Origin of the sequence: Pararhizobium gei, from assembly GCF_029223885.1 — a bacterium.
GTDB classification, from domain to species: Bacteria; Pseudomonadota; Alphaproteobacteria; order Rhizobiales; family Rhizobiaceae; genus Pararhizobium; species Pararhizobium gei.
Map to the genome: position 1 here is coordinate 588,884 of NZ_CP119409.1, position 24,945 is coordinate 613,828.

General features: G+C 60.7%; 21 protein-coding genes and 1 pseudogene. 16 read left to right on the forward strand and 6 right to left on the reverse strand.

All coding sequences use genetic code 11. The annotated features are described in order from the left end of the window. Positions 1 to 22 precede the first annotated feature (22 nt). The 4 genes from PY308_RS02715 to PY308_RS02730 are packed head-to-tail and all read left to right on the forward strand — an operon-like array spanning position 23 to position 4,830. Positions 23 to 1,312 carry a CpaE/TadZ family protein gene (locus PY308_RS02715; RefSeq protein ID WP_275787789.1) on the forward strand — a complete coding sequence of 430 codons (1,290 nt, stop codon included), beginning with the start codon at positions 23 to 25 and terminating at the stop codon, positions 1,310 to 1,312. Between the two features lie 28 nt (positions 1,313 to 1,340). Continuing rightward, positions 1,341 to 2,813, forward strand: coding sequence for a TadA family conjugal transfer-associated ATPase (locus PY308_RS02720; RefSeq protein WP_275787792.1), 1,473 nt, complete (start codon positions 1,341 to 1,343; stop codon positions 2,811 to 2,813). Positions 2,814 to 2,821: 8 nt separating this feature from the next. Next, positions 2,822 to 3,832, forward strand: coding sequence for a type II secretion system F family protein (locus tag PY308_RS02725; protein WP_275787795.1), 1,011 nt, complete (start codon positions 2,822 to 2,824; stop codon positions 3,830 to 3,832). Positions 3,833 to 3,843: 11 nt separating this feature from the next. Further along, entirely contained in the window at positions 3,844 to 4,830 is a 987-nt protein-coding gene (locus PY308_RS02730) for a type II secretion system F family protein (protein ID WP_275787797.1), read from the forward strand. Positions 4,831 to 4,966: 136 nt separating this feature from the next. On the opposite strand, the gene PY308_RS02735 is transcribed toward PY308_RS02730, so the two are convergent. Beyond that, positions 4,967 to 5,788: a tetratricopeptide repeat protein gene (locus PY308_RS02735; protein WP_434064191.1), complete on the reverse strand. Its 822-nt coding sequence runs from the start codon at positions 5,786 to 5,788 to the stop codon at positions 4,967 to 4,969. A gap of 140 nt (positions 5,789 to 5,928) precedes the next feature. On the opposite strand from PY308_RS02735, the gene PY308_RS02740 reads away from it, so the two are divergent. Then, positions 5,929 to 7,320, forward strand: a complete 1,392-nt coding sequence (locus PY308_RS02740; RefSeq protein WP_275787803.1) for a leucyl aminopeptidase family protein — start codon at positions 5,929 to 5,931, stop codon at positions 7,318 to 7,320. A gap of 78 nt (positions 7,321 to 7,398) precedes the next feature. Here the strand turns inward: PY308_RS02740 and dnaA are convergent, their stop codons facing one another. The 3 genes from dnaA to mutM form a co-directional block, all read right to left on the reverse strand. Then, positions 7,399 to 8,850 (reverse strand): chromosomal replication initiator protein DnaA, encoded by a 1,452-nt coding sequence (gene dnaA / locus PY308_RS02745; protein WP_434064232.1) that lies wholly within the window; start codon positions 8,848 to 8,850, stop codon positions 7,399 to 7,401. A 1,045-nt stretch (positions 8,851 to 9,895) separates the two neighbouring features. Further along, positions 9,896 to 10,162 carry a 30S ribosomal protein S20 gene (gene rpsT, locus PY308_RS02750; RefSeq protein WP_275787805.1) on the reverse strand — a complete coding sequence of 89 codons (267 nt, stop codon included), beginning with the start codon at positions 10,160 to 10,162 and terminating at the stop codon, positions 9,896 to 9,898. A gap of 202 nt (positions 10,163 to 10,364) precedes the next feature. Then, positions 10,365 to 11,255 (reverse strand): bifunctional DNA-formamidopyrimidine glycosylase/DNA-(apurinic or apyrimidinic site) lyase, encoded by an 891-nt coding sequence (mutM, locus tag PY308_RS02755; RefSeq protein ID WP_275787807.1) that lies wholly within the window; start codon positions 11,253 to 11,255, stop codon positions 10,365 to 10,367. Between the two features lie 176 nt (positions 11,256 to 11,431). Between mutM and ubiE the strand changes: the two genes are divergently transcribed. The 6 genes from ubiE (at position 11,432) to PY308_RS02785 (ending at position 18,152) form a co-directional block, all read left to right on the forward strand. Further along, positions 11,432 to 12,208, forward strand: coding sequence for a bifunctional demethylmenaquinone methyltransferase/2-methoxy-6-polyprenyl-1,4-benzoquinol methylase UbiE (ubiE, locus tag PY308_RS02760; protein ID WP_275787809.1), 777 nt, complete (start codon positions 11,432 to 11,434; stop codon positions 12,206 to 12,208). Positions 12,209 to 12,264: 56 nt separating this feature from the next. Then, on the forward strand, positions 12,265 to 13,839 hold the full coding sequence (gene ubiB, locus PY308_RS02765; protein ID WP_275787812.1) for a 2-polyprenylphenol 6-hydroxylase: 1,575 nt from the start codon (positions 12,265 to 12,267) through the stop codon (positions 13,837 to 13,839). A 117-nt stretch (positions 13,840 to 13,956) separates the two neighbouring features. After that, entirely contained in the window at positions 13,957 to 14,355 is a 399-nt protein-coding gene (locus PY308_RS02770) for a hypothetical protein (RefSeq protein WP_275787815.1), read from the forward strand. A 55-nt stretch (positions 14,356 to 14,410) separates the two neighbouring features. Continuing rightward, positions 14,411 to 15,664 carry an efflux RND transporter periplasmic adaptor subunit gene (locus PY308_RS02775; RefSeq protein WP_275787817.1) on the forward strand — a complete coding sequence of 418 codons (1,254 nt, stop codon included), beginning with the start codon at positions 14,411 to 14,413 and terminating at the stop codon, positions 15,662 to 15,664. 8 nt (positions 15,665 to 15,672) lie between these two features. Beyond that, positions 15,673 to 17,619, forward strand: coding sequence for a MacB family efflux pump subunit (locus PY308_RS02780; protein WP_275787819.1), 1,947 nt, complete (start codon positions 15,673 to 15,675; stop codon positions 17,617 to 17,619). Positions 17,620 to 17,684: 65 nt separating this feature from the next. Further along, a complete protein-coding gene (locus tag PY308_RS02785; RefSeq protein WP_275787821.1) occupies positions 17,685 to 18,152 on the forward strand; it encodes a nucleoside deaminase in 468 nt (155 codons plus the stop codon). A 38-nt stretch (positions 18,153 to 18,190) separates the two neighbouring features. Here the strand turns inward: PY308_RS02785 and PY308_RS02790 are convergent, their stop codons facing one another. Next, positions 18,191 to 20,452: a heavy metal translocating P-type ATPase gene (locus PY308_RS02790; RefSeq protein ID WP_275787824.1), complete on the reverse strand. Its 2,262-nt coding sequence runs from the start codon at positions 20,450 to 20,452 to the stop codon at positions 18,191 to 18,193. 82 nt (positions 20,453 to 20,534) lie between these two features. On the opposite strand from PY308_RS02790, the gene PY308_RS02795 reads away from it, so the two are divergent. Both PY308_RS02795 and coaBC read left to right on the forward strand, forming a co-directional pair. After that, the gene (locus PY308_RS02795; protein ID WP_275787826.1) at positions 20,535 to 20,957 is read left to right on the forward strand and encodes a MerR family transcriptional regulator; all 423 of its coding nucleotides are present in this window, start codon (positions 20,535 to 20,537) and stop codon (positions 20,955 to 20,957) included. 78 nt (positions 20,958 to 21,035) lie between these two features. Further along, entirely contained in the window at positions 21,036 to 22,241 is a 1,206-nt protein-coding gene (coaBC, locus tag PY308_RS02800; RefSeq protein WP_275787829.1) for a bifunctional phosphopantothenoylcysteine decarboxylase/phosphopantothenate--cysteine ligase CoaBC, read from the forward strand. Here the strand turns inward: coaBC and PY308_RS02805 are convergent. Beyond that, the gene (locus PY308_RS02805) at positions 22,227 to 23,051 is read right to left on the reverse strand and encodes a class II glutamine amidotransferase (protein ID WP_275790993.1); all 825 of its coding nucleotides are present in this window, start codon (positions 23,049 to 23,051) and stop codon (positions 22,227 to 22,229) included. The genes coaBC and PY308_RS02805 overlap by 15 nt on opposite strands. Before the next feature lie 296 nt (positions 23,052 to 23,347). Here PY308_RS02805 and PY308_RS02810 point away from each other — a divergent pair. The 3 genes and pseudogenes from PY308_RS02810 to PY308_RS02820 all read left to right on the forward strand — a co-directional run. Beyond that, positions 23,348 to 23,467, forward strand: a pseudogene (locus tag PY308_RS02810) (MurR/RpiR family transcriptional regulator); the annotation flags it as partial. A gap of 133 nt (positions 23,468 to 23,600) precedes the next feature. After that, positions 23,601 to 24,005: a GFA family protein gene (locus tag PY308_RS02815; RefSeq protein ID WP_275787832.1), complete on the forward strand. Its 405-nt coding sequence runs from the start codon at positions 23,601 to 23,603 to the stop codon at positions 24,003 to 24,005. Positions 24,006 to 24,254: 249 nt separating this feature from the next. Continuing rightward, on the forward strand, positions 24,255 to 24,929 hold the full coding sequence (locus PY308_RS02820; protein WP_275787834.1) for an HAD family hydrolase: 675 nt from the start codon (positions 24,255 to 24,257) through the stop codon (positions 24,927 to 24,929). Positions 24,930 to 24,945 lie beyond the last annotated feature (16 nt).

Below are 24,945 nucleotides of genomic sequence, written 5' to 3' on the forward strand. Positions count from 1 at the left end.
CGCATTTGACGGGATAGGGACGATGAGCACGATTGATTATAAGATAGAGACCGCATCCGGCGAGCCGGATGGTCCCGTCGATGCGGTTCGGGCAAGCGAGGTCGATCACCTGCGTCCGCTGCCGCGCATTTCGGTTCATGCCTTTTGCGAGACGGAAACGCTGCTGCGGACCATGGAGCGCTGCGGCCAGGACCGGCGCATGAACAAGGTGAGCCTGCGGATCAACAGCGGCTCGATTGCCGCCGCCGCCAATATGTTTTCCACGACGCCAACGCCGAACCTCATCATTCTCGAAACCTCGACAGAGCCGCGCCATCTGATGGCTGAACTGGCGCCGCTTGCCGGCGTCTGCGATCCCAGCACCAAGGTTGTGATCATTGGCCGCTTTAACGACATTCCGCTCTACCGGGAACTGATCCGCAACGGGATTTCCGAATATATTGTGGCCCCGGTCACCATGTCCGATATTCTGGGCACGATCTCGGCCATTTTCGTCGATCCGGAAGCCGAGCCGCTCGGCCGCAGCATCGCCTTCATCGGTGCCAAGGGCGGCGCCGGCGCCTCGACGCTGGCGCACAACTGCGCCTGGGGTATCTCCAACCTGTTCTCCACCGAAGTCGTTCTGGCGGATCTCGACCTTCCCTATGGCACTGCCAATATCAATTTCGATCAGGACCCCCCGACGGGCATTTCCGAAGCGGTCTTCGCGCCAGAGCGTCTTGATGAGGTGTTTCTGGACAGGCTGCTAACAAAATGTTCGGAGCATCTGTCCCTGCTGGCGGCGCCCTCCATGCTCGACCGCGCCTATGATTTCGATGCGACGGCGTTTCAGCCGCTGATGGAGCTTCTCCTGCGCAATGCGCCGGTATCGGTGCTCGACGTGCCGCATCTCTGGTCGGAGTGGACGCGAACCGTTCTCTCGGAAGCCGATGAGGTGGTGATTGTCGCGGTGCCCGATCTCGCCAATCTGCGCAATGCCAAGAACCTCTTCGACAGTCTGAAAAAGATCCGTCCGAACGACAAGGTGCCGCATCTGGTGCTCAATCAGGTCGGGATGCCGAAGCGGCCGGAAATCACCCCTGCGGATTTCTGCAATTCTCTCGAAATTGAGCCGGTGGCCATCATTCCTTTCGATGCGTCGCTGTTTGGCAACGCCGCCAACAGCGGCCGCATGATCGGCGAAATCGACAAGAAGGCGCCGACTGCGGAAATAATGTCGCAACTCGCTCATCTGCTGACCGGCCGGGTGACGGCCAAGAAGGCCAAAAAGGGCGGCCTCGGCAAGGTGCTCGGAATACTTGGCCGCAAATAGCTGACAGACCAGGAATCGGAAAAAGAGCATGTTTGGTAAAAGAGGAAACGACGGCGTCGGAAAGGGCAGCGTAATCAGCCCCGCCGTCCAGCCGCGCGCGCACGCCGCCACGGCTCTTGCCGAGGCCGAGAGACCGACGACGCCGGTCATTGCCGAACCCGTGCGTGAAACGGCCCCCGTCCAGCGGGCTGTTCCGCCGCCGCCCCGCAAAAAAACCGCCCGGACGGAAGACTACTACGACACCAAGAGCCAGGTGTTTTCCGCGCTCATCGACACGATCGATCTGTCGCAGCTCGCCAAGCTCGACACCGAGAGCGCACGCGAAGAAATTCGCGATATCGTCAACGACATCATAACGATCAAGAATTTCGCGATGTCGATCTCCGAGCAGGAGGAACTGCTTGAGGATATTTGCAACGATGTTCTGGGATACGGCCCGCTGGAGCCTCTGCTCGCGCGCGACGACATTGCCGACATCATGGTCAACGGGGCCGGCCAGACCTTCATCGAAGTCGGCGGCAAGACAATCGAATCCGAGGTCCGCTTCCGCGACAACGCGCAGCTCTTGTCGATCTGCCAGCGCATCGTCTCTCAGGTCGGCCGCCGCGTCGACGAATCCTCGCCGATCTGCGACGCGCGTCTTCCCGATGGATCGCGTGTCAACGTCATTGCCCCGCCGCTTGCCATCGACGGCACGGCCCTGACGATCCGCAAGTTCAAGAAGGACAAGCTGAAGCTCGACCAGCTGGTGAAATTCGGAGCGATCACGCCTGAAGGCGCGACCCTGCTGCAGATCATCGGCCGTGTCCGCTGTAACGTCGTCATTTCCGGCGGCACGGGCTCCGGCAAGACGACGCTCCTGAACTGCCTGACCGCCTATATCGATCTCGATGAGCGTGTGATCACCTGCGAAGACACGGCGGAACTGCAACTGCAGCAGCCGCATGTGGTGCGCCTGGAAACGCGTCCACCCAATATCGAAGGCGAAGGCGAGATCACCATGCGCGATCTCATCAAGAACTGCCTGCGCATGCGGCCCGAACGCATCATCGTCGGCGAAGTCCGCGGACCGGAGGTCTTCGATCTTCTGCAGGCGATGAACACCGGTCACGACGGGTCGATGGGTACGATCCACTCCAACACGCCGCGCGAATGCCTGAGCCGAATGGAATCGATGATCGCCATGGGCGGCTTCACGCTGCCGGCCAAGACGGTTCGCGAGATCATTTCCGGTTCCATCGACATCATCATCCAGGCCGCCCGCCTTCGCGACGGTTCTCGCCGCATCACCCACATCACCGAAGTCATCGGGATGGAAGGCGACGTCATCATCACGCAGGATCTGATGCGCTACGAAATCGAGGGCGAGGACGCGAACGGCAAGATTATCGGCCGTCACAAATCGACCGGCATCGGCCGTCCGCATTTCTGGGACAGAGCCCGCTATTTCAACGAGGACAAGCGCCTTGCGGCAACGCTGGACGCGATGGACAAGGACTGAGCGGATACATGTTCGGCATAGACATCACGATTCTCGCAATTGTCGGCCTTGTGGCTCTCGCAACGGCCGGTCTTGCCTATGGTGTCCTGTTCACGCGCATCGAGACGCAAAAGAAGGCGGAAAGCCGTATCCGCAGGGTGAAAACTGCCGAAACCGACAGAGTCAGTGTCAAAGCCGCGCGTGATCGCGTCAACGAGATGTCAAAACGCCGCAAATCCGTACAGGATTCGCTCAGGGATCTCGAGAAGAAGCAAAAAGAAAAATCGGTGAAGGCCAAGCCGTCGATGAAGATCCGGCTGATGCAGGCCGGGCTGAAACTGTCGGTGCCGCAATTTTATATCGCCGGCCTGCTGTTCGGCGTTGCTGTGTCGTTTCTGGCCTTGATTGCCGGCGCCAAGCTTCCGGTGGTCGGCGGTATTTTCCTGATCGGTTCGGCAGGGTTTCCGCGGTGGTGCGTCAATTTCCTGATCAATCGCCGATGCAAGGCATTTCTGAACGAATTTCCGAATGCGCTCGACGTCATGGTGCGATCGATTAAATCCGGTTTGCCGCTCAACGACGCCATACGGCTGATCGCGAATGACGGACAGGAGCCCGTGAAAACGGAGTTCCGGCGGATTATCGAATCACAACAGGTCGGCATCAACATTCCCGAGGCTTGTGCCCGTATGGTCAACAGCATCCCGCTGCCCGAAGTCAATTTCTTCGCCATCGTCATTGCCATCCAGGCGCAGGCCGGCGGCAACTTGTCCGAAGCGCTCGGAAATCTCGGCAAGGTGCTGCGCGAACGCAAGAAAATGAAGGCCAAGATTCAGGCATTGTCCATGGAAGCGAAGGCGTCGGCCTGCATTATCGGCGCCTTGCCCTTCATCGTCGCGCTCTTGGTTTACATGACCTCGCCTGACTACATGATGATTCTCTTCACCGATCCGCGCGGGCACCTCATCATGGGTGCTTCCGCGGTGTGGATGAGCATCGGCATCTGGGTGATGCGCAATATGATCAACTTCGACATCTAGGAGCATCCGGCATGAGCGAAGGTTTGATCAATTCACTGATGGATCCCAATATCATTGTCGCCTTTCTGGTGGCGGTGGCTGTGCTGGCGACCTTCTATTCGCTGGCGGTGCCCTTTTTCGAGAGGGGAGATCTCGAAAAGCGGATGAAATCCGTGGCAACCGAGCGCGAGCAGATCCGCGCCCGCGAGCGCGCCCGGTTGAACGCCGAGACAGCGAACAGCAAGGCCTCGCTTCGCGCGCAGCACAATACTTCGGTTCGGCAGATCGTCGAGCGGCTGAACCTACGTCGGGCGCTTGTCGACGACAAGACCGTCAACCGGTTGAAGTCAGCCGGTTACAGATCGCAGAACGCCTTGAACATGTTTCTGGTCGCCCGCTTCAGTCTGCCCTTCCTGTTTCTGGCCGTCGCGATAATCTATGTTTTCGTTCTCGGAAATTTCAGCGAGAAGCCGTTGGCGATGCGGCTGCTGATCGTTGTCGGCGGGGCCTATCTCGGTTTTTATGCGCCGAACATTTTCATTTCCAATGCGGTATCCAAGCGGCAGCTTTCGATCCGCAGAGCCTGGCCTGATGCGCTCGATCTTCTTCTGATCTGCGTGGAGTCCGGCGTCTCCATGGAACTGGCCCTACGGCGCGTCGCAGACGAGATTGCCGCCCAGTCTCCGCCTCTGGCGGAAGAACTTGTGCTGACGGTTGCCGAATTGTCGTTTCTCCCCGACCGGCGTGTCGCCCTGGAAAATCTTGGCATCCGAACAGGCTTGGACGACGTCAAGGCGGTTATGCAGGCTCTAATTCAGGCCGACCGTTACGGCACGCCGATCGCACAGGCGTTGCGCGTCCTTGCTCAGGAAAGCCGCGACCAGCGGATGAACGAAGCTGAGAAGAAGGCAGCGGCGCTGCCGCCGAAGCTGACCGTGCCGATGATCCTTTTCTTCCTGCCGGTTCTGATCGCCGTCATCCTTGGCCCGGCCGGCATTCAGGTTTCCGACAAGTTCTAGGCGCAAGCGCACAAGAGCAAAAGCCGCGCAATTGTGAATGATCCCGGGAAAGGCGGCTTCCGACCCACAGGATTATTCACAATTGCGCGGCTTTTGAATCAGTAGAACTGGTTTTAAAGCCGGTGTTCCCGACTGATCAGTTTGTGCCCTGGTCTTCCTTGGCAAGCTTTTGCCAGGCGTTCTGCTGCGACATGATCGAGCGTAGATATCTGAGATTTGCCTCGGCCTGATCGGGCGACAATTCCTGCTTTGCGATTTTTTCGGCTTCTGCGAAACGTCCCTGCAGGCCGATGGCAAGAGCCAGATTTTGCCGGACGCTGCTGTCGGCACCCGGTTGCTCGACGGCCGAACGCAAATAGGTTTCGGCCGTCTTCAGATCCTTGTTGAGCAGATAGGACATGCCGATGTTGGACAGGACCGTCGGTTCGTTCGGCTGGATCTGAAGAGCTTCGCGATAACGCTCACGGGCCTCTGACGCCCGTCCAAGCTGGTCGAGGATGGCGCCCTCGGCCGATTTCAGCTTCCAGTCCGGCCGATCGGGTGTCTGGGCCCGGGAGATCGTCACCAGCGCCTGCTCAAGCTGGCCGGCAGCGGCCTGGGATTTTCCGTAGGCGGCAAGAACTTCCCTGTCCGTCGGAAACCTGATCGCCACCTGCTGCATGACAGCGAGCGCCTGCTGATTGCGGCCCGTCATTTTCAGAACATTCGCGTAATTGAGGCCCGCATTGCGATCATTGGGATTGCGTTCATAAGCCTTCCCGACGGTTTCCGCGGCCCCGGCGAGTTCGGTGGCGTTCATCGACTGGACCGGTTTCGAGAAGCTCGCCGACGGTATCGAACCCGTTGTCAGTTCCTTCTTTTGCGTTGTGCATCCGGAAAGAGCGAGCGCAACGACAGCCGCGATCGATGCCGCGTGCAAAAACCGATTTTCTGACAGAAATGAATATCCACGTGACATGGCCCGATGCCCCTCAGCCTGTTGACCTTGCACCGGACGCAATCCCCAGATAACGGCGCAATCTTCATTCCATCAATAATCTGTTAACCCTAACAGAGCGTTAATCAGCTGATTCTGCACCGTTCCTTTCAAGGATTTCCATGTCGTTCTACCAATTCATCGACCGCCCTTCGCCCTTCATCGCACATTCGGATTCGACGCTGCCGGTCTTTGCCGTCACGCCGGGGGACATCGAACAGGGAACCCTGCTCCCGGCCGTTCTCGACTGGGCACGCAAAGCGGGTTTCAAGGGCGAATCCGGCGCTGTGCTGCTGATCCCGTCGGTAGACGGCGGGCTCGGCGGCGCTTTGTTTGGACTTGGCGCCAACCCCTCGGAAGCACCGTTTCTGAGCGGAAAACTGCCGCGGACCCTGCCAGCCGGGCGGTGGCATATCGAGACGTCATCGCTGACGGCGGACCAGCTGGCGCTCGGATACGGACTGGGTGCCTATCGATTCGACCGCTACAAGACGGCTGCGGGCGAGGCGCCGCTCCTCTCGCTATCCGCCGATGCAGACGCCACGGATATGGGGCGGCAGATCGCCGGCATTTACCTGGCGCGGGACCTGATCAATATGCCGACCAACGACATGGGTCCGAACGCGCTGGAAAAGGCCTTTCGCGCGCTTGGCGAGCACTATGGTGCAACGGTGTCCGCAGTGCTCGGCGATGACCTTCTGGCGCAGAATTTTCCGCTCATTCATACCGTCGGCCGTGCCAGTGCAGAAGCGCCCAGGCTTCTCGACATGCGCTGGGGCAGGCCGGGGCGCCGCAAGGTGACGCTGGTCGGAAAAGGCGTCTGCTTCGACACCGGCGGGCTCGATATCAAGCCCGCATCCTCGATGCTGCTGATGAAGAAGGATATGGGCGGGGCAGCCAACGTAATGGGCCTTGCGCTGATGATCATGGACGCGAAGCTCGCCGTCGATCTGCGCGTCCTTCTGCCCGTCGTCGAGAATTCCATTTCCGCCAACGCCTTCCGTCCCGGCGATATCTATCGTAGCCGGAAGGGCCTGACGGTGCAGATTGACAATACGGATGCCGAAGGTCGGCTGATTCTCGCCGACGCGCTCGCCTATGCCGACGAGGAGGATGTCGACCTGATCATCGACATGGCAACTCTTACAGGCGCGGCCCGGGTGGCGCTCGGGCCGGATCTGCCTCCCTTTTACACGGATGACGAAGAGCTGGCTCGTGATCTTTCCGAGGCAAGCCGGACTGTCGACGATCCCCTGTGGCGCATGCCGCTTTTCAAGGGATACGAAAAGGACATTGCCACGCGCATCGCCGATCTCACCAACGCGCCGTCAGGCGGAATGGCGGGATCCATAACCGCTGCTCTGTTTCTCAAGCGCTTCGTGACCAGCGCCAGACGCTGGGTGCATCTCGACATTTTCGGCTGGTCACCGGCGGAGCGTCCGCACTCCCCGCTGGGCGGAGAAGCGCAAGCGATCCGCGCGCTGTATCATCTGATCCGCCAGGAAAACCTCTAGCCGTCCTATACATCAGCACCGCAAGCGCTCCTTGTTCTCAAAAGAAGCGGGCACTTGCGGTATGCGTCCGCAGGTAAACTACTCGTTTATCAGCCGCTTCAGCAATTCGATTTCATGGCTGAGCTTGGTATCGCCTGAGATCAGGTCTTCGATCTTGCGCACGGCATGCAAAACCGTCGTGTGGTCGCGTCCGCCGAAGCGCCGGCCGATTTCCGGGAAGGAGCGGGGCGTAAGCGCCTTGGCCAGATACATGGCGATCTGGCGCGGCTTGACGATGACGCGGGTACGGCGGTTGGAGACCAGTTCCTGTCGGGAAACATTGTAGTGCTTGGCAACGACGCGCTGAATATCCTCGATGCGCACACGGCGCGGCTCTCCGGCATTGACCAGATGGCTCAGCAGCGCATCGACCCGCTCGATCGTCAGATGCGGCTCGAAACTCCGTCGGAAAAGCAGTTGATTGAAAGCACCTTCCAGCTCCCGGCCGCTTGCCGTAATGTTGCGGGCGACATGGCTGAGAACGTCAGCAGGAATATCGAGCGATGCATCGTCCTGTCGCGCCACCTGAAGCCGCCGCTTGAGAATTTCCAGACGCATTTCGTAGTCCGGACCTTCCATTTCGATCGCGACACCACCCTGAAGGCGCGACCGGACGCGCGGATCGAGCGATTCAAGTTCCCAAGGGGCGCGGTCGGCGGCAACGACCACCTGTTTGGCGCTGTCGAGAAGCATGTTGAGCAGGTGGCAAAACTCGTTCTGGATCGACTTGCCCTGCAGGAACTGCATGTCGTCAATGATCAGAAGGTCGATATTGCGCAGCGTTTCCTTCAGCGACAAGGCGTCGTTGTCGCGAATGGCTGTCGCAAAGCGCCACATGAAATATTCGGCAGTCAGGTAGACGACACGCGGCATGCGCGGGCTGTGAATGGCGCCTGTGGCAATAGCCTGCAGCAGGTGCGTCTTGCCAAGACCGACACTGGAATGGATGAAAAGGGGATTGAAGCGCACGGCACCGGCGCCTGCTTCGGCAATGGTCTTTGCAGCGGCCAGAGCAACGCGGTTTGACGATCCCTCGACAAAGCTGTCGAACGTATAACGGGGATCGAGCGGCGAGCCGAACAAAGGCCCTGCAACGGGTTGCGGCTTCTGGAAAGCGCTCACAGTGGCTGCGGCATGCTGGGCGATGCTCTGCGGTGCCTGCTTTCGTGTCAAAGGGGAGACCGATGCATCGGAACTGTCTATCGAAGCTGCATCGTCAGACGTCCCCGCACGGGCGCCCCGGGTGGCACTGCGCACCAGGATTTCAACCTTGAGAATTTCGGCGTCTTCCTGCTGGAAGAGGCTGGCGATCAGATCGAGATAGCGGTTGTTGATCCAGGATTTCAGGAACGTGGTGGGGACGGACAGCCGAACGACGCTTTTCGACATCGAGTGAAGCTTCAGACGGCCGAACCAGCTGGCGAAGACATCGGCGCCGACCTGGGCCTTCAGACGTGCACTGACGCGTTCGAACAGTGCATTGTGTCCCATATGTCCGGCCTCTCCCGCTGAAATGTCGGACAACTGCGTCCTGACCTGACGTCCGTTCTCCCCATTCTCGAATACGATCGCCGCCGTCATCAAATTGCCAAGCATATTGCCGCCTTCCAAAATCATTCCCGATGCCGTCATGACTGACGGCGCCAACTCTTAATGTTTGTCCAGGCGGCCCTTTTTACAGGTATACCGCCGTTCAAACGCCTGCAGTGCCGGTCCGACAACCCTCATCTTCCCGTTCCGGCTTTTCATCGTGCAAATTCGTTCAGTCAAAGCCAAACGCATGTCCCGCTTGCACGGTTTCATTCAAGTCCCGGCCCACCCGTTCGCAATTGGGCTTCCTGTCAACAGCTTCCCCCGCCCGTCACGAAGGAGATCTGCGGATGGGCGACGCATCCCCTTGCGTCGTCGTCTCGCTACGCAATACCTGTTCCTCAGCTAGTTCTGGATTCATCTTGCACCCGCAACCAGAAATAGAAAATCGTCGTTCCGGACGATCAAAATCGCACGGATGGGAATATTCTCAACTGATTGATGGAACGTGTGGAACCACCCCGTTACAGAAAGACTAAGCGAAGTTGAACGGCCCGAGGGCTGATCTTTCGTCTTGTTCGCGAGTGTCCCCGCGCCTTCTGTGAGAGGCATTTAGGCAGGATCGTGAGGCAAGATCAATCGCGAATTTTGTGGCCGCGCGAGCCTTGGCCGTTGACTCTCATAGCGTGTCCTGCATGGCCGGCATCTGTGCCAAAGAGAATCGCTTTTGAATCAAGGGCTTTGATTTTCGCCTGAGATCTAAGGCGGGAAAAAGCAGAAAAAATAAAAATTCTCTTGACTCAATGTGGAGGCGCGAGGCGCACGGCCATGATGCGCGCTTATCGTCGGTCCTCGCATAAATGTTTGAAATTAAACATTTTTTTGTGTCACGGCTCTGACACAATGGTCTGTTTTAGACGTCTCTTTTGTAGGCTCGCCAGTGAGAATCAGAAAAGCCCGGTCGCAGGACCGGGCTAAGGCATTAAGGAAATTTTAATAAGCCGGCTTAGGCCGAAAGTGCCTTTACGCGGCTCGCCAGACGCGAAACTTTGCGCGATGCGGTGTTGGCATGAAGCACGCCCTTGGTGGCGGCGCGCATCAGTTCGGGCTGGGCTGCCTTCAGGGCTGCCTGGGCCACTGCCTGGTCGCCGGAAGCGATGGCTTCTTCGACCTTGCGGATGAAACCGCGGACGCGCGAACGGCGGGACTTGTTGACTTCCGTGCGGCGGGCGATCTTGCGGGTCGCTTTTTTCGCCGAAGTTGTATTGGCCATTTGTGTCTCTCTTCGTGATCTGACAAAAACTTCCGCTTCGCCGTGTCCGGTCGCTGCGACCTGTCATCCAAGCAATTCGGGAGCAATATCGGAAAACCTTGGAGCGGCTTTCCAAACTGTGGGCGGCATATAGCCTTAAACACCGTGCCAGTCAACGCGCTATTTTCGGAAAAGGCGGTCCCGCCTTTCTGCCGCAAAGGCATTATTTCTGGCATTTAGCGCAATAGAATGTCGAGCGCCCGGCCTGCACGATGCGGGCCACCACGCCGCCGCAACCCGGTTTTGTGCAGGTGTGGCCCTCCCGGTCGTAGACGGCAAAGCTGTGCTGGAAATAGCCGAGCGTTCCATCGGTTCGGATATGGTCGCGAAGCGACGATCCGCCCGCCTGGATGGCGTCAGCGATCACGGCGCGGATGGCGTCGGTCAGGACGAGCAGCGTCGTCTTCGGTTTGCCCTTGTCATCGACGAGTGTGCCGGCAGCGCGTTTGGGGGAAAGCCCGGCGCGCCAGAGAGCCTCGCAGACATAGATATTGCCGAGGCCGGCAATATTCCTCTGGTCAAGCAGGGCGGATTTAAGGGGTTGCGCTTTTCCGAAAAGCCGACCGGCGAGATAGGCGGCGTCGAGCACGTTGCCGGTCGGCTCTTCGCCGAGCCCGCGAAAGAACAAGTGGCTGGCAATGGCGTCGCGCTGGGTGATGTCCATGAAGCCGAAGCGGCGGGGGTCATTGTAGATCACCCGCACCGGACCTTTGTCCGTTTCCAGATGGAAGACGACGTGATCGTGCTTTTCGTCCTTGCCGCGCGGATGGTGGAAGTCACCAGGTATGTCCGATCCGTCGCCATCTTCCACCCGGAAGGAGCCGGACATGCCAAGATGGGCGATGATGACGTCGCCTCCGTCCAGATCGATCAGCAGATATTTCGCGCGCCGTCCAAGCGAAAGGATGCGGCGGCCGGAGGCGCGGGTGGTGAAATCGACAGGAAACGGGAAGCGCAGATCGGGCCGCCGCAGCTCCGCGCGGGCAAGCATCGCTCCCTCCATTACCGGTGCAAGACCTCGTCTCACCGTCTCCACTTCGGGAAGCTCGGGCATCAGCGTCTCCTTGAGCCTCCGGTTCCATCCTTTGGCAATTCCATTCGCCGTGCACATACCCTATATCAGACGCAGTCCGAAAGGGCGGGCCGCAGGCGCGATCACTCCGCAGAGATAGCGGGGGCAAGGCCAGTTCGCTATGGTCGCCGTGAATTTGATAACATGGAGTATTTCATATGAGTGGTGAGCGCACGTCTGCCGATGGCGGCATGGAAACCTCCTATGGTTTCCGTCAGGTCGGCCAGGGAGAAAAGCAGGCGCTCGTCAACGATGTCTTCCATAAAGTCGCCAAGCGCTACGACATCATGAACGACGTCATGTCCATGGGCCTGCACCGGGCCTGGAAGGACGCGATGATCTCGGCTCTCAATCCGCGCCGTTCGCAGGATTACAAGGTGCTCGACGTGGCTGGCGGCACTGGCGACATCGCCTTCCGCATTGTCGAGGCATCCGATCGCAAAGCCCATGCGACCGTACTCGACATCAACGGCTCGATGCTTGCCGTCGGCGCCGAACGTGCTGAAAAGAAGGGGCTGGCGCACAATCTCGCTTTCGTCGAGGCCAATGCCGAGGAGCTGCCTTTCGAGGCCAATTCCTTCGATGCCTATACGATCGCGTTCGGTATTCGAAACGTGCCGCGCATCGATGTGGCGCTCAGCGAAGCCTACCGGGTCCTGAAACGCGGCGGGCGCCTTCTGGTGCTGGAGTTTTCCGAAGTCGAGATGCCGCTGCTCGACAAGGTCTATGATGCCTGGTCCTTCAATGCGATCCCGAAATTCGGCAAGATGGTCACCGGTGACGGCGAACCCTATCAGTATCTGGTGGAGTCGATCCGCAAGTTCCCCAACCAGCGCGACTTCGCCGCCATGATCGAAAAGGCGGGGTTTTCCCGCGTCGTCTTCACCAATTATACCGGTGGCATCGCAGCACTCCATTCGGGCTGGAAGATCTGACGCATGACGATTGTTGTAATTCGCGCCCCGGTCTCCCAACGCTCCGGTGAAGCATCATGAGCACGATTGGCGGCTATGCGCGTCTGGTCCGCATCGGCTGGGTTCTGGTCCGCGAAGGTGTCGTCTCGGCGCTGCCTTCCGAAAACCTGCCGCCCCTTGTCCGTTTGGCGCAATCCTTCGCCGGTCTTTTCGCTCGCCGCCGTGCGGTTCGTGAGGATCGCAGCGACAGGCTCGCCCGCGCGATCGAGCGGCTTGGACCGTCCTATGTGAAAATCGGTCAGTTTCTCGCGACCCGTCCGGATGTGGTCGGCGCGGATTTTGCCCAGGATCTCTCCTTCCTGCAGGACCGCATGGCGACCTTTCCGATCGCACAGGCCTATTCGGCGGTCGAAGGATCGCTTGGCCGGCCGGTTTCGGAACTTTATCTGTCTTTTGGTGAGCCGATCGCCGCGGCATCGATTGCACAGGTCCATCCGGCCATCGTCCTGAGGGATGGCCAAGAGCAGAAAGTCGCGGTCAAGGTCATCCGTCCCGGCGTGCGGCAGCGTTTCGCCCATGATCTCGAGGCCATGTTCCTCGTTTCGCATCTTCAGGTCCGGTTTCTTCCGCATACCCGGCGGCTGCGCCCTGTCGAAGTGACCAAGACGCTCAAGCAGACAACGAGGATCGAGATGGACCTGCGGCTCGAAGCGGCCGCCCTGTCGGAAATAGCGGAGAACACCGCAGGCGACCCCGGCTTCCGTGTGCCCAAGGTCGATTGGGAGCGGACCGGGCGCGATGTCGTAACCATGGAATGGATCGACGGCATCAAGATGGCGGATGTCGAGGGGTTGCGCCGGGCGGGTCACGATCTGAACCTTCTGGCGGAAACGCTGATCCAGTCCTTCCTGCGCCACACGCTGCGCGACGGTTTCTTTCATGCCGACATGCACCAGGGCAATCTCTTCGTCGATCCGCAGGGCATGGTGGTGGCCGTCGATTTCGGCATTGTCGGCCGTCTCGGCAAGAAGGAGCGCCGGTTCCTTGCCGAAATCCTGTTTGGTTTCATCACGCGCGACTATCGCCGGGTGGCCGACGTGCATTTCGAGGCGGGCTATGTACCCGGTCACCACGATGCAGCAAGCTTTGCCCAGGCGATCCGCGCCATCGGCGAGCCGATCCACGGCCAGCCGGCCGAAACCATTTCCATGGCGAAGCTTTTGACACTGCTGTTCGAAGTGACCGAATTGTTCGACATGGAAACGCGTCCGGAACTGGTCATGCTGCAAAAGACCATGGTCGTCGTCGAAGGCGTCGCGCGCACGCTCAATCCAGGCTTCAACATGTGGCAGGCATCGGAGCCTGTCGTCAGCGCCTGGATTCGCGACAATCTCGGCCCCAAGCGCATCGTGTCCGACATGAAGGACGGATTTCATGCAGCGCTCAGGCTGGCCGAGGCGGCCCCGGAAATTGCTGCAAAGACGGAGAAGTTTTCCCGCGACCTGACCGATATGGCTGAAAACGGTTTCCGCTTCGACGCGCAGACCGCCGAGGCAATCGGCCGCGCGGAAGCCCGTCACAGCCGCTCCGGCCGCGTCGCGCTCTGGGTGATTGCCGCAGCGCTGCTAACCATCGCCTGGCAAATCGGCTGATTGTCTCCTCCTGGGCTGGCCCTGTTCCTTTCGGAACTGTGCCTGCGCGGTGGATATGAGAGTGTCCTCTTCAAGGATGAGGCGGGCTCATCCAGGCGATCTTAAGGAGAGGCCACCATGCGTAAACTGATCATTGCTTCTATCGTTGCCGCGAGTGCGGCTCTGTCTTTCGCAGCCCCTTCCCAGGCGGGCGGCTATTATGGCGGCCACAGCGGTGGCTATTATGATGGCGGCTACCAGCAGGTCGACCACTATTACGGCCACAAGCGCCACTACAAGAAGACATATCACCAGCCGACCTGCTGGGATCAAAAAGGTCCGCAAGTACGACTACTACGGCAATCTCGTCGTCAAGCGCATCAAGGTTTGCGACTGATAAGGTCAAGTCCGATCCATTGCCAACCACAAAGCCGGCGCCTTCCCGCCGGCTTTTCTGCGTCGGTGCCGGAGAGGCAACGCCCTCATGGCCAGGAACATTACCAAGATTTCACATCACGCAACGTGATTAAGGCGTAGTTGAACCCTATATCCCGCAGGGCATACCGTCCCAATTCTAGCAAAGAGATGTTTGATGGCGAACGCCACCCGGAAAATCGCAGCGGAAGCGGCAGAGGACATGGAACCTGCGTCCAGTCCGGCTTTGCCGCGCAAGAAGCGCTCTCGCGGAAAGTTCTGGTGGCTCCTCTTGGTCCTGCTGGTTGCGACTGTCGCCGGCTGGTACGGCTGGAAAACCTATGCCGGCGAGGCCAAGACAGATACGGTCGTCACGGAAATGCCGGTGCGTGGCGATATTGAAAACAGTGTCACTGCCGCCGGACTGCTCAGCCCGATCAAGGGCGTCGATGTCGGCGCGCAGGTGTCCGGCCAATTGAAGAGCCTGAAGGTGGAAATCGGCGACCGGGTCGAGGAAGGCCAGTTGATCGCCGAGATCGACAGTGCGTCGATCGAGACGCAGATCGAGATTGCCGAAGCGGAGCTTGCCAATCTTGGAGCCCAGATGATTGACAAAACGGCGCAGGTTGTCCTGTCCAAGGCCAATCTGACGCGCCAGCGGGCACTCGTGGCCGGAAACAGCGCGGCCCAGTCCGCCCTCGACGAGGCGGTCGCTGCCCTTGCAACAGCGGAGGCCAATGTCGATGCGCTGAAGGCACAGATCCGAAAGCAGGAGGCATCGCTGAAGGATGCCCGCATCAGCCTCGGCTACACGAAAATCTATGCGCCGATGTCCGGTACGGTCGTCAATACCTCCGCCAAAGAGGGCCAGACTCTGAACGCCAACCAGACGGCGCCCACCATCGTCACCATCGGCGACCTCTCGACCATGACGGTCGAGGCGGAAGTATCGGAAGCGGATGTCGGTAAGCTCACACTGGGCATGAATGCCTATTTCACGCTGCTGGGCCAGCCGGGCAAGCGCCATCCCGGTACGCTGAGGCAGATCAAGCCGACGCCCGCGACGGAAAATAACGTCGTTCTCTATTATGCTCTGTTCGACGTGCCCAATCCCGACGGCACCTTGATGATGAACATGACGGCTCAGGTGTTCTTCGTACAATCCGGTGCAACGGACGTGTTGACCGTCCCGGCCGCCGCCGTGCGGTTTGCGGCTGACGGGAAATCCGGCGAAGTGACTGTACTCACGCCGTCGGGCACGCGCGACGATCGCAAAGTCGAGACCGGCGTGCGCAATCGCGTGCGCGTCGAGATCAAAAACGGCCTTGAGGAAACAGATGCGGTAATTGTCGGCACGGGTAGCGCGGACGGTACGGCAACCACCGCGCGGCGCTCCAATTCGCGACGCGGCATGCCGCCGCCGATGTTTTGAGGCAAGCCATGGCCCCGCTTATCTCGCTCAAGGATATCCGCAAGACCTTCGTCAACGGCGATGTCGCCGTCGACGTTCTGCGCGGCGTCTCGCTTGACATTCAACCGGGCGAATTCGTCGCCATTGTCGGCGCGTCCGGATCCGGCAAATCGACGCTGATGAACATTCTCGGCTGCCTCGATACACCCACCGGCGGCGCCTATCTGCTGGAAGGCGAGGATGTGTCCGGTCTCGACGCCGATGAACTGGCCGCGCGCCGGCGCCAGTTGTTCGGCTTCGTTTTCCAGAGCTACAATCTCGTTCCCACTGCTACGGCAAGGGAGAATGTCGAAATTCCCGCCGTTTATGCCGGGATGCCGGCGGGGCTCCGGAGCAAGCGGGCCGAAATGCTCCTCACCTCCCTCCGGCTTGGCGAGCGGCTCGACCATCTCCCCAATCAGTTGTCCGGCGGCCAACAGCAGCGCGTGTCGATTGCAAGGGCGCTCATGAACGGCGGCCAGATCATTCTGGCCGACGAGCCGACAGGCGCGCTCGACAGCCAGAGCGGCAAGGAGGTGATGGCGACGCTGCGCCGGATGAATGAGGAGGGGCACACCGTCATCATCATTACCCACGCGCCGGAACTTGCTGAATCCGCCGACCGCGTCATCGAGATCAGCGACGGCCTGATCACCGCCGACCGGATGACCGGCAATGTCAGGCGCATCGGCCACAAAATGGGTCAAAAGCCGATCCGGGCAGAGGGCAGGGCGGCTGTAATGACCGATGTGGCGGAGGCGGTGCGCATGTCGTTTCGGGCGCTCCGGGCCAATCTGTTCCGGACGATCCTCACCCTGCTCGGCATCGTCATCGGCGTCAGTTCCGTGGTCGCGATGCTTGCAATCGGCACAGGCGCGCAGGATTCGGTACTGAACCGCATTGCCGCCATGGGTTCCGATCTTCTCGTGGTGCGTCCCAATATGGCGAATTTCCGGGGTGGCGAAGGCGGGAGCATCGTCACGCTTGTTCCCGCCGATGCCGATGCGATCCTTGAGCTGCCCAATATCAGTTTCGCCGTCCCGGAAATGTCGAGCACGCTCACGGTGCGCGTTGGCAATCTCGATACGCAGACGACGGTCAACGGCACCGTGCCGCAGTTTCCACAGGCAAAATCCTGGGCTGTCGAAGAGGGCGCGTTCATTCAGAAGGCGGACATGGATGCCTACGCCACCGTCGCCGTTCTCGGCCGCACCGTCGCCGACACGCTGTTTCCGGATGGCGCCGATCCGCTTGGGCAATATGTGCTGATCAAGAACATTCCCTTCCAGGTCATCGGCGTCATGGCAAAGAAGGGCGCGACGGCCGGAGGCAACGACCAGGACGATACAGTGCTGCTCCCGCTGTCGACCGGCAATCTGCGGCTGTTCGGCGCGCGAAATGTCCGCTCCATTACCGTTCAGGTGAAGGACGGCAGTGCCATCAATCTGACGCAGGATCAGATTCAGGCGCTGCTCGACGAGCGGCACCAGCGTCAGGATACCCAGATCACCAATCTCGCCGCCATCCGCGAGACCTTTACCGAAACCTCCAATATCCTGAAGATCTTCCTTGGCTCCATTGCCGCGATCTCGCTGCTCGTCGGCGGCATTGGTGTCATGAACATCATGCTGGTCTCCGTGACCGAGCGCACTCGGGAGATCGGCATCCGCATGGCCACCGGCGCCCGCTCCCGCGACATTCTCACCCAGTTCATCGTGGAGGCGCTTGTCGTTTCCGCCCTCGGCGGCCTCATCGGCGTCGGACTGGGGCTGAGCATCGGGGCCATCGCCCAATTTTTCGGCGTCGCCGTCAGCTTCGCGCCCGGACCTGTGATCCTCGCCTTCGGCAGCGCCTTCCTCACGGGCCTCGTCTTCGGCTATCTGCCGGCCTACAACGCGTCCCGCCTGCAGCCGGCCGTCGCGCTGGCGTCCGTCTGACGACTGTCTCGCCGGTTGACCTGGCTCTCTCCTTCGGTTTCACTGGATGGAAAAGGAGGATGGCCATGTTGGATGCGGATCGCTATTTGAAGCAGGCCATCGCGCTTGCGCGAGAGAATGTCGAAAGAGGCGGACGGCCGTTCGGCGCCGTGCTCGTCATGGACGGCGACATCATTGCAACCGGGGTCAACGGGGTCGTTGAAACCCATGACCCCACGTCCCATGCGGAACTCGTCGCCGTGCGCGACGCAGCCCTCAGGCGCCGGTCTCCCATCCTCAAGGGTGCTGCGATGTATGCCAGCGGCCACCCCTGTCCGATGTGTCTCGCCGCCATGCGTCTCGCGGGGATCACCGATATTTCCTACGCCTATTCGAACGAGGACGGCGCGTCCTACGGTCTGACCTCGGCAGCGCTCTACGCCGATCTGAGAAAGCCGTTTGCCGAGCAGGAGATGAGCTTCACCTATCGTCCGGTCAGGCCAGAGGGCGAGGAAGACCTTTATGTTCAGTGGGGACGGATGCAGACGGGCTGACACGGGCACGCATGCCCGCGTCGATCCCTTACCCGGCGTTACGCGTTGCGCACTGGCGCAAGAAGCCGAAGCGCGTTGATGGTCACCAGCACGGTTGCGCCGGTATCGGCGAGGATCGCCGGCCACAGACCGGTGATGCCGGCAATGGTTGTCACCAGGAACACGGCCTTCAGGCCAAGTGCAATCGTGATGTTCTGCCGGATATTGCCCATCGTGCGCTTCGACAGGAGGATCATGTCGGCAACGTCTCCGACCCGGCCGTGAAGCACGGCAGCGTCGGCGGTTTCGAGCGCGACATCCGTGCCGCCGCCCATGGCGATGCCGACATCGGCCGCTGCCAGGGCGGGCGCGTCGTTGATGCCGTCCCCCACCTTGGCGACGATAAGACCCTGGCTCTTGAGGTCGAGCACGATCTTCTGCTTGTCTTCGGGCATCAATTCGGCCCTGACCTCAATGCCGAGCTGTTGGCCGATGGCGCTTGCCGTGCGGCTGTTGTCGCCGGTCAGCATCACGATCTTGATGCCGCGGCTGGTGAGGGCGGCAAGCCCAGCTTTTGCGTCGGCACGCGGCTCGTCGCGCATGGCGATTGCGCCCGCCAGCGTCTTGCCGACGATCAGCACGGACACGGTCTTGCCTTCGTCGTTGAGCGCGGCGATCCGCGCGCTCTGATCGACGGATAGCAATACCCTCTCGTTCGCCGCCTGCGGCGAGCCCAGAAAGACCAGTGTTCCGTCAATCGTCGCCGTAACGCCCTTGCCGCCCAGGGCTTTCGAATCGGTGGCAGCCGGAATTTCCAGTCCGGCCGCGCTGTCGAGGATCGCCCTGGCCAGAGGATGGCTTGATCCCGCCTCCAGCGCGGCGGCCATGGCCAGAACGTCGCCCTCCGGATAGTCGAAGCCGAGGATATCGGTGACCTTTGGCTTACCTTCCGTCAGGGTGCCGGTCTTGTCGAACGCCACGGCGGTCACGGTTCCCAGAGCTTCCAGTACCGCGCCGCCTTTGAGGAGCAGCCCGCGCCGGGCGCCGGCGGAAAGCGAGGCTGCGATGGCCGCAGGGGTCGAGATCACCAGGGCGCACGGGCAGCCGATCAACAGGATCGCCAGGCCCTTATAGACCCATTCGCCCCAGCTGCCGCCAAAGAACAGCGGCGGAACTATCGCTACAAGCGCGCCGACGGCCACGACGGCCGGCGTATAGTAACGCGAGAAGCGGTCGATGAAGCGCTCGGTTGGCGCCTTGGATTCCTGGGCTTCCTCGACCAGCCTGACGATGCGGGCGATCGTGTTGTCGGCCGCCGCCGCCGTGACGCGGACGCGCAGGGCGGCGTCACCATTGATGGTTCCGGCAAAGACCGCGTCATCGATGGTCTTGCGCACGGGCGTGCTTTCACCGGTGACGGGGGCCTGGTCGATGGCACTGTCGCCCGACAAGATCACGCCATCCGCGGAGATGCGGTCGCCGGGACGCACCATAATGATGGAGCCGACGGCGAGCATTTCGGCCGGGACCGATCGTGTCTGGCCGTTCTCCTCAAGCAGGGCCTTCTTCGGCACCAGCGCTGCCAGCGACTGGATGCTCTGGCGTGCCTTGCCGGCCGCGACCCCCTCCAGAAGTTCCCCGACCAGAAACAGGAAGACCACGGCGGCTGCTTCTTCGCCGGCATTGATGACGACCGCGCCGAGCGCGGCGATCGTCATCAGCATCTCGATCGAAAACGGCGTTCCCGCCATCGCAGCCATGACGGCGCGACGCGCAATCGGAACGAGCCCGATCAGCATCGCGGCAATGAAAGCGTAAGAGGCAACCGAAGGCACCAGATGGCCAACCGCATAGGCGGCGATCAGTGCGGCACCGGACAGGATCGTCAGTTTTCCCTTGCGGCTTTTCCACCAGGGGCCGGTCGAGGCTCCGTGATCGTGACCATGCAGGCCCTCGATAGGCTTAGGATCCTTCGATTCACCGTCGGCATGTCTATGTTCGTCGCCTGCCGCACTCTTGTGCGAATGGTCGTGATCGCCGGGCGCATGGCCGTGCCCGCAGTCGTGGTGCTGATGGCCCGGTGCCGGTGTCGGCATGGTGCCGCTGAGACGGGACACGGCATATCCGAGGCCGCTGACCTTTTTTTCGAGGGCGGCCAGATCGCTTGTCCCGTCGTGCCGCACCGTCATGGTGCCGGCGGTGACGGAGACCGTGACATCCTCGACCCCCTGAACACGCCGGACCGCCGTGTCGATCTTGCTGGCGCAGGATGCGCAATCCATGCCCTCTACCCGATATCGTGTCTGTGCCGTCTCCGCCATGATCGCTTCCCGTCCGCTTTGCTTGTCAAACCATGACCTCTTTCCTACATCCTCTAGCGACTAGAGGTGCAAGGGCAAAATCATGAAAAAAATCACGATCGGCGAGGCGGCACGCCAGAGCGGCGTCAAGGTGCCGACGATCCGCTACTATGAGGGGATAGGATTGCTGCCGCAGCCCAGCCGTAGCGATGGCAATCAGCGTTCCTATGAACCGTCCGACCTCAGGCGCTTGGCCTTCATTCGCCATGCCCGCGAACTTGGTTTCGAGATCGAGGCGATCCGCACGCTTCTCAGCCTGCAGGACAATCCGTTGCAATCCTGCGCCTCGGCGGATGCGATCGCCAGGGCGCGGCTTGTCGATGTGGAACAGCGGATCCGCAGCCTCACCGCGCTGAAAGCCGAGCTGGAGATCATGGTGGAGGGATGCGTGCACGGCCGCGTCGACCAGTGCCGCGTTATTGAGGTCCTCGCCGACCACGGCGAATGCACGCATCACGGCCATTGATGCTCAAATGGCTGCCGATTGCGCGCAACCGGCCGCTCCGCTACGGTCTTGCCAGCACAGGGAACAAGACGGGCCGCCATGACGCTTCAGGGAAAACGCATCCTTCTCATCATTTCCGGCGGCATCGCAGCCTATAAGAGCCTCGATCTCATCCGCCGCCTGCGAGAGCGTGGGGCGTCCGTCCGGCCTCTGATGACGGCGGGCGCGCAGGCTTTCGTGACGCCGCTGGCGGTCGGGGCTCTCGCCGCCGACAAGGTCTTTACCGATCTCTTCTCGCGTGAAGACGAACACGACGTCGGCCATATCCGCCTTGCCCGTGATTGCGACTTGGTCCTTATCGCCCCCGCGACGGCGGACCTGATGGCGAAAATGGCGCATGGCCTTGCCGACGATTTGGCCTCGACCGTGCTGCTTGCCACCATCAGGCCTGTTCTTGTTGCACCGGCGATGAATCCCCGGATGTGGGCTCATCCCGCAACCCGCCGCAACCATGCGACGCTCGCTGCCGATGGCATCCGCTTTGTCGGTCCTGCTTCAGGCGAAATGGCCGAAAGCGGCGAAAAGGGCGAGGGCCGGATGGCAGAACCTCTGGAGATCGTGGCCGCTGCCGAGGCCCTGCTCGACGACAGCCTCAAGCCGCTTGCCGGGAAGACGGCCATCGTTACCTCCGGCCCGACCCATGAGCCCATCGATCCGGTGCGCTACATTGCCAACCGCTCTTCCGGCAAGCAGGGCCATGCCATTGCGGGCGAACTGGCGCGGCTGGGCGCCGAGGTGACGCTGGTGTCCGGCCCAGTCACAATCGCCGACCCGAAGGGCGTCCGCGTCGTGCGCGTTGAGCGCGCCGAGGAGATGCGCGATGCCGTGCTTGCGGCCCTGCCGGCCGATATCGCCGTGATGGTCGCGGCCGTCGCCGATTGGCGCGTGGAAACGGCGGCCGGCAACAAGATCAAGAAGCGCCCCGGCGAAACCCCGCCGCCGCTTGTCCTCACCGAAAACCCGGATATCCTGAAAGCCGTCGGCCATCATTCGCTGCGTCCGAAACTCGTTGTCGGCTTTGCAGCGGAAACGCAGGACGTCGCCGAAAACGGCAGGGCGAAGCTGGAGCGGAAGGGCGCCGATTATATCGTTGCCAACGATGTCTCGCCCCATACCGGCGTCATGGGGGGCGACCGCAACACGGTGAAAATAATCGGCAAGGCGAGCGATGAAGACTGGCCCGACATGGACAAGCGGGCAGTGGCCGAACGCCTCGGCCGCCTGATAGCGTCACATTTTTCCTGAAGCCGATCCAAGGCGTGCTTTACCCGGCTCCGTTTCCTGGGTTCCGAACAAACGGACATCGATGCCGTTTTCGCCGATGATAACAGCGGTGCCATCGGGGATTTCGACCCAGGTATGGTCGTCGTCGTTCAGGGGTTCGGAAACCAGACAGTAGCCGCCGCTCGGACCCATCGGCGCTGCATAAAGCGTCGGTGCCTTCCAGTCGGAGGCGTAACGCACGGCATAGAGGTCATGGCCGTCGGAAAGTGCCGCCGTGAAGCGGACGAGCACCTTCTTCTCCAGATGCTCCGCAAGCCTTTCGACAAAGGCAAGCGTTTCGGCAATCGCACCGAGCGGATCCTGATCCAGGCCGAATTGCATCGCCAGGAGAAAGAGCAATTCGCTGTCGGTCGTGCCTGTGCGCGCAGTGTAAAGATCGTTGTCGAGCATCGCTTCCATCGGTCGGCGCAGATGCTCGAAATCGCCGATCTGCCCATTATGCATGAAGGACCAGCGGCCGTGAACGAAGGGATGGCAGTTGTCGCGGCGGGTGCCGCCGCCCGTCGCCGCCCGGACATGGGCCAGAAACAGCGGGGACCGGATCTGGCGAGCAAGGCTCTTCAGATTGCAATCGGACCAGGCAGGCAGGATGTCACGATACCGTCCGGGTTCGGGATGGTCGCCGTACCAGGCAATGCCGAAACCATCGCCGTTGGTGGCAGTCTTGGCCCGGGTGGCGCAATGGGATTGCTCGATCAGCGAATGGGCTGGCGAGGACACCAGTTCCTCGAGATATAGCGGCTCTCCGCGATAGGCTGCCCAACGGCACATGAGGATACTCCAGATCGCGAGGATGGCCCGCAGCAGTGGTTCATTAACCATGTTGTTTCGATCATCCTGCCGAACATGGTAAAAATGCGTTAACGATCCGGAGGGTGGTCCCGTTTTTTTGCGTCGATGCAGATTTTTCGCGTCCAAACGCGGGAACTGGCGCCGGCGAATGACTATTCCGTTGCAATCTCGGCCAGGGAGAGTGGGAATAATCGGAGAAGGGAATAAATAGTCTATTCGGCCGATGCGAAAGCGGCCTGAACTGCATGGCGCTACCCAAGAACGAAAGCGACTCAATGGCTGAAACCGAAGGCAGCATCGGTGTACCGCAGGACTTCGAAAGCCTGAAGACGGCGATTTTGGAGCGCAAGGCGAAGTTGCCGAAGAGGCTTCGACAGATAGCTGCCTATGCGGTTCGGCTACATGGCCTTGACCATCGCCATTGCCGATAAGCGTCAGCGGGCATGATGCCGTTCATGCCAGAGAAACCTGCAGCCTGTTCACCGGCGTGTGATGCTCTAATATCCTCTGACAATCGGGGAGGGGACTATGAAGATCGACGGACAATGCCATTGCGGTGCCGTGCGCTATGAGGCTGTGATCGATCCGGAGGATGTCGGGATCTGCCATTGCACCGATTGCCAGCAATTGACGGGCAGCGTCTACCGGGTCACGGCAATTGCGGCGCGCAGGAATTTCCGGATTTCGTCCGGAGAGCCGAAAACCTATGTCAAGACGGGTGCCAATGGGCGCATCCGCTACCAGATGTTCTGCGGCGACTGTGGCTCACCGCTTTACACGACGGGAACGGACGCGGATGCGGAGGAGATCGGCATCCGCTGGGGCAATATTCGCCAACGCGCGGCCCTTCTGCCCAAAAGTCAGATCTGGTGTTCTTCCGCGGCGAACTGGTTCGCAGAAGTGCAAAAGCTGCCGGGCCGGAATCAGGATTAGGCGTCCGGTGAAAACCGGCCGGGCCGGACAGGGCAGGGAACTGTCAAAGCCGCACAAGCGGCCGCGGACCCGTGGACGCCGTTGCCAACCATGTCACCACCGTCATTTCGGGGAGGCCGATAACGGCTATCCCATCGTAGAGACCGGCCGTGCTTTGCCGATATCGATTTGAACCGGCGCGGGAATCCGCTATCGAAGGATTTATCTCGCTGTCGCCCTTAGGCGGCATCATCTCTAGAGGAGTTGCCCTTGTCTTCCATATCGTCGCCGGTCTTCGGCAAGAAATATTCCGCATTCCTGTTCGATATGGATGGAACGCTCCTGACGTCGATCGAAGCTGCCGAACGCGTCTGGGGCCGTTGGGCCAAGAGCCACGGTCTCGATGTCGAAACCTTCCTGCCCACAATGCACGGCAAGCGCGGTGTCGATACGATCCGCCAGCTGGGGCTTCCGGGTGTCGATCCGGAAGTGGAATCAGCGATCATCTGCCAGGGCGAGATCGAAGATGTCGAAGGCGTGAAGCCGATCCCGGGCGCTATCGAGTTCTTGAAAAGTCTGCCGCCAGAGCGCTGGGCAATCGTTACCTCGTCGCCGCGGGAACTCGCCAAAGTGCGCATCGCTGCTGCCGGATTGCCTGAACCCCGGTTCATCGTGATCGCCGAGGACGTGTCGCGCGGCAAGCCCAGCCCCGAATGCTTCCTTCTTGGCGCAAAGCGGGTCGGCTTCGATGCGAAACATTGCCTCGTGTTCGAAGACGTCGCGGCTGGCATTCTTGCCGGAGAGGGCGCAGGCGCCGATGTCATGGTGATTACTGCCACCCATACGCATCCGCTCGAAACCGCACACCCTAAAATTCCGGGCTATATCGGCATCGGGGTCGATATCGACGAAAACGGCGACCTGACGCTGGTCGATCGCCGTTGACGGTTCGCTGGATGTC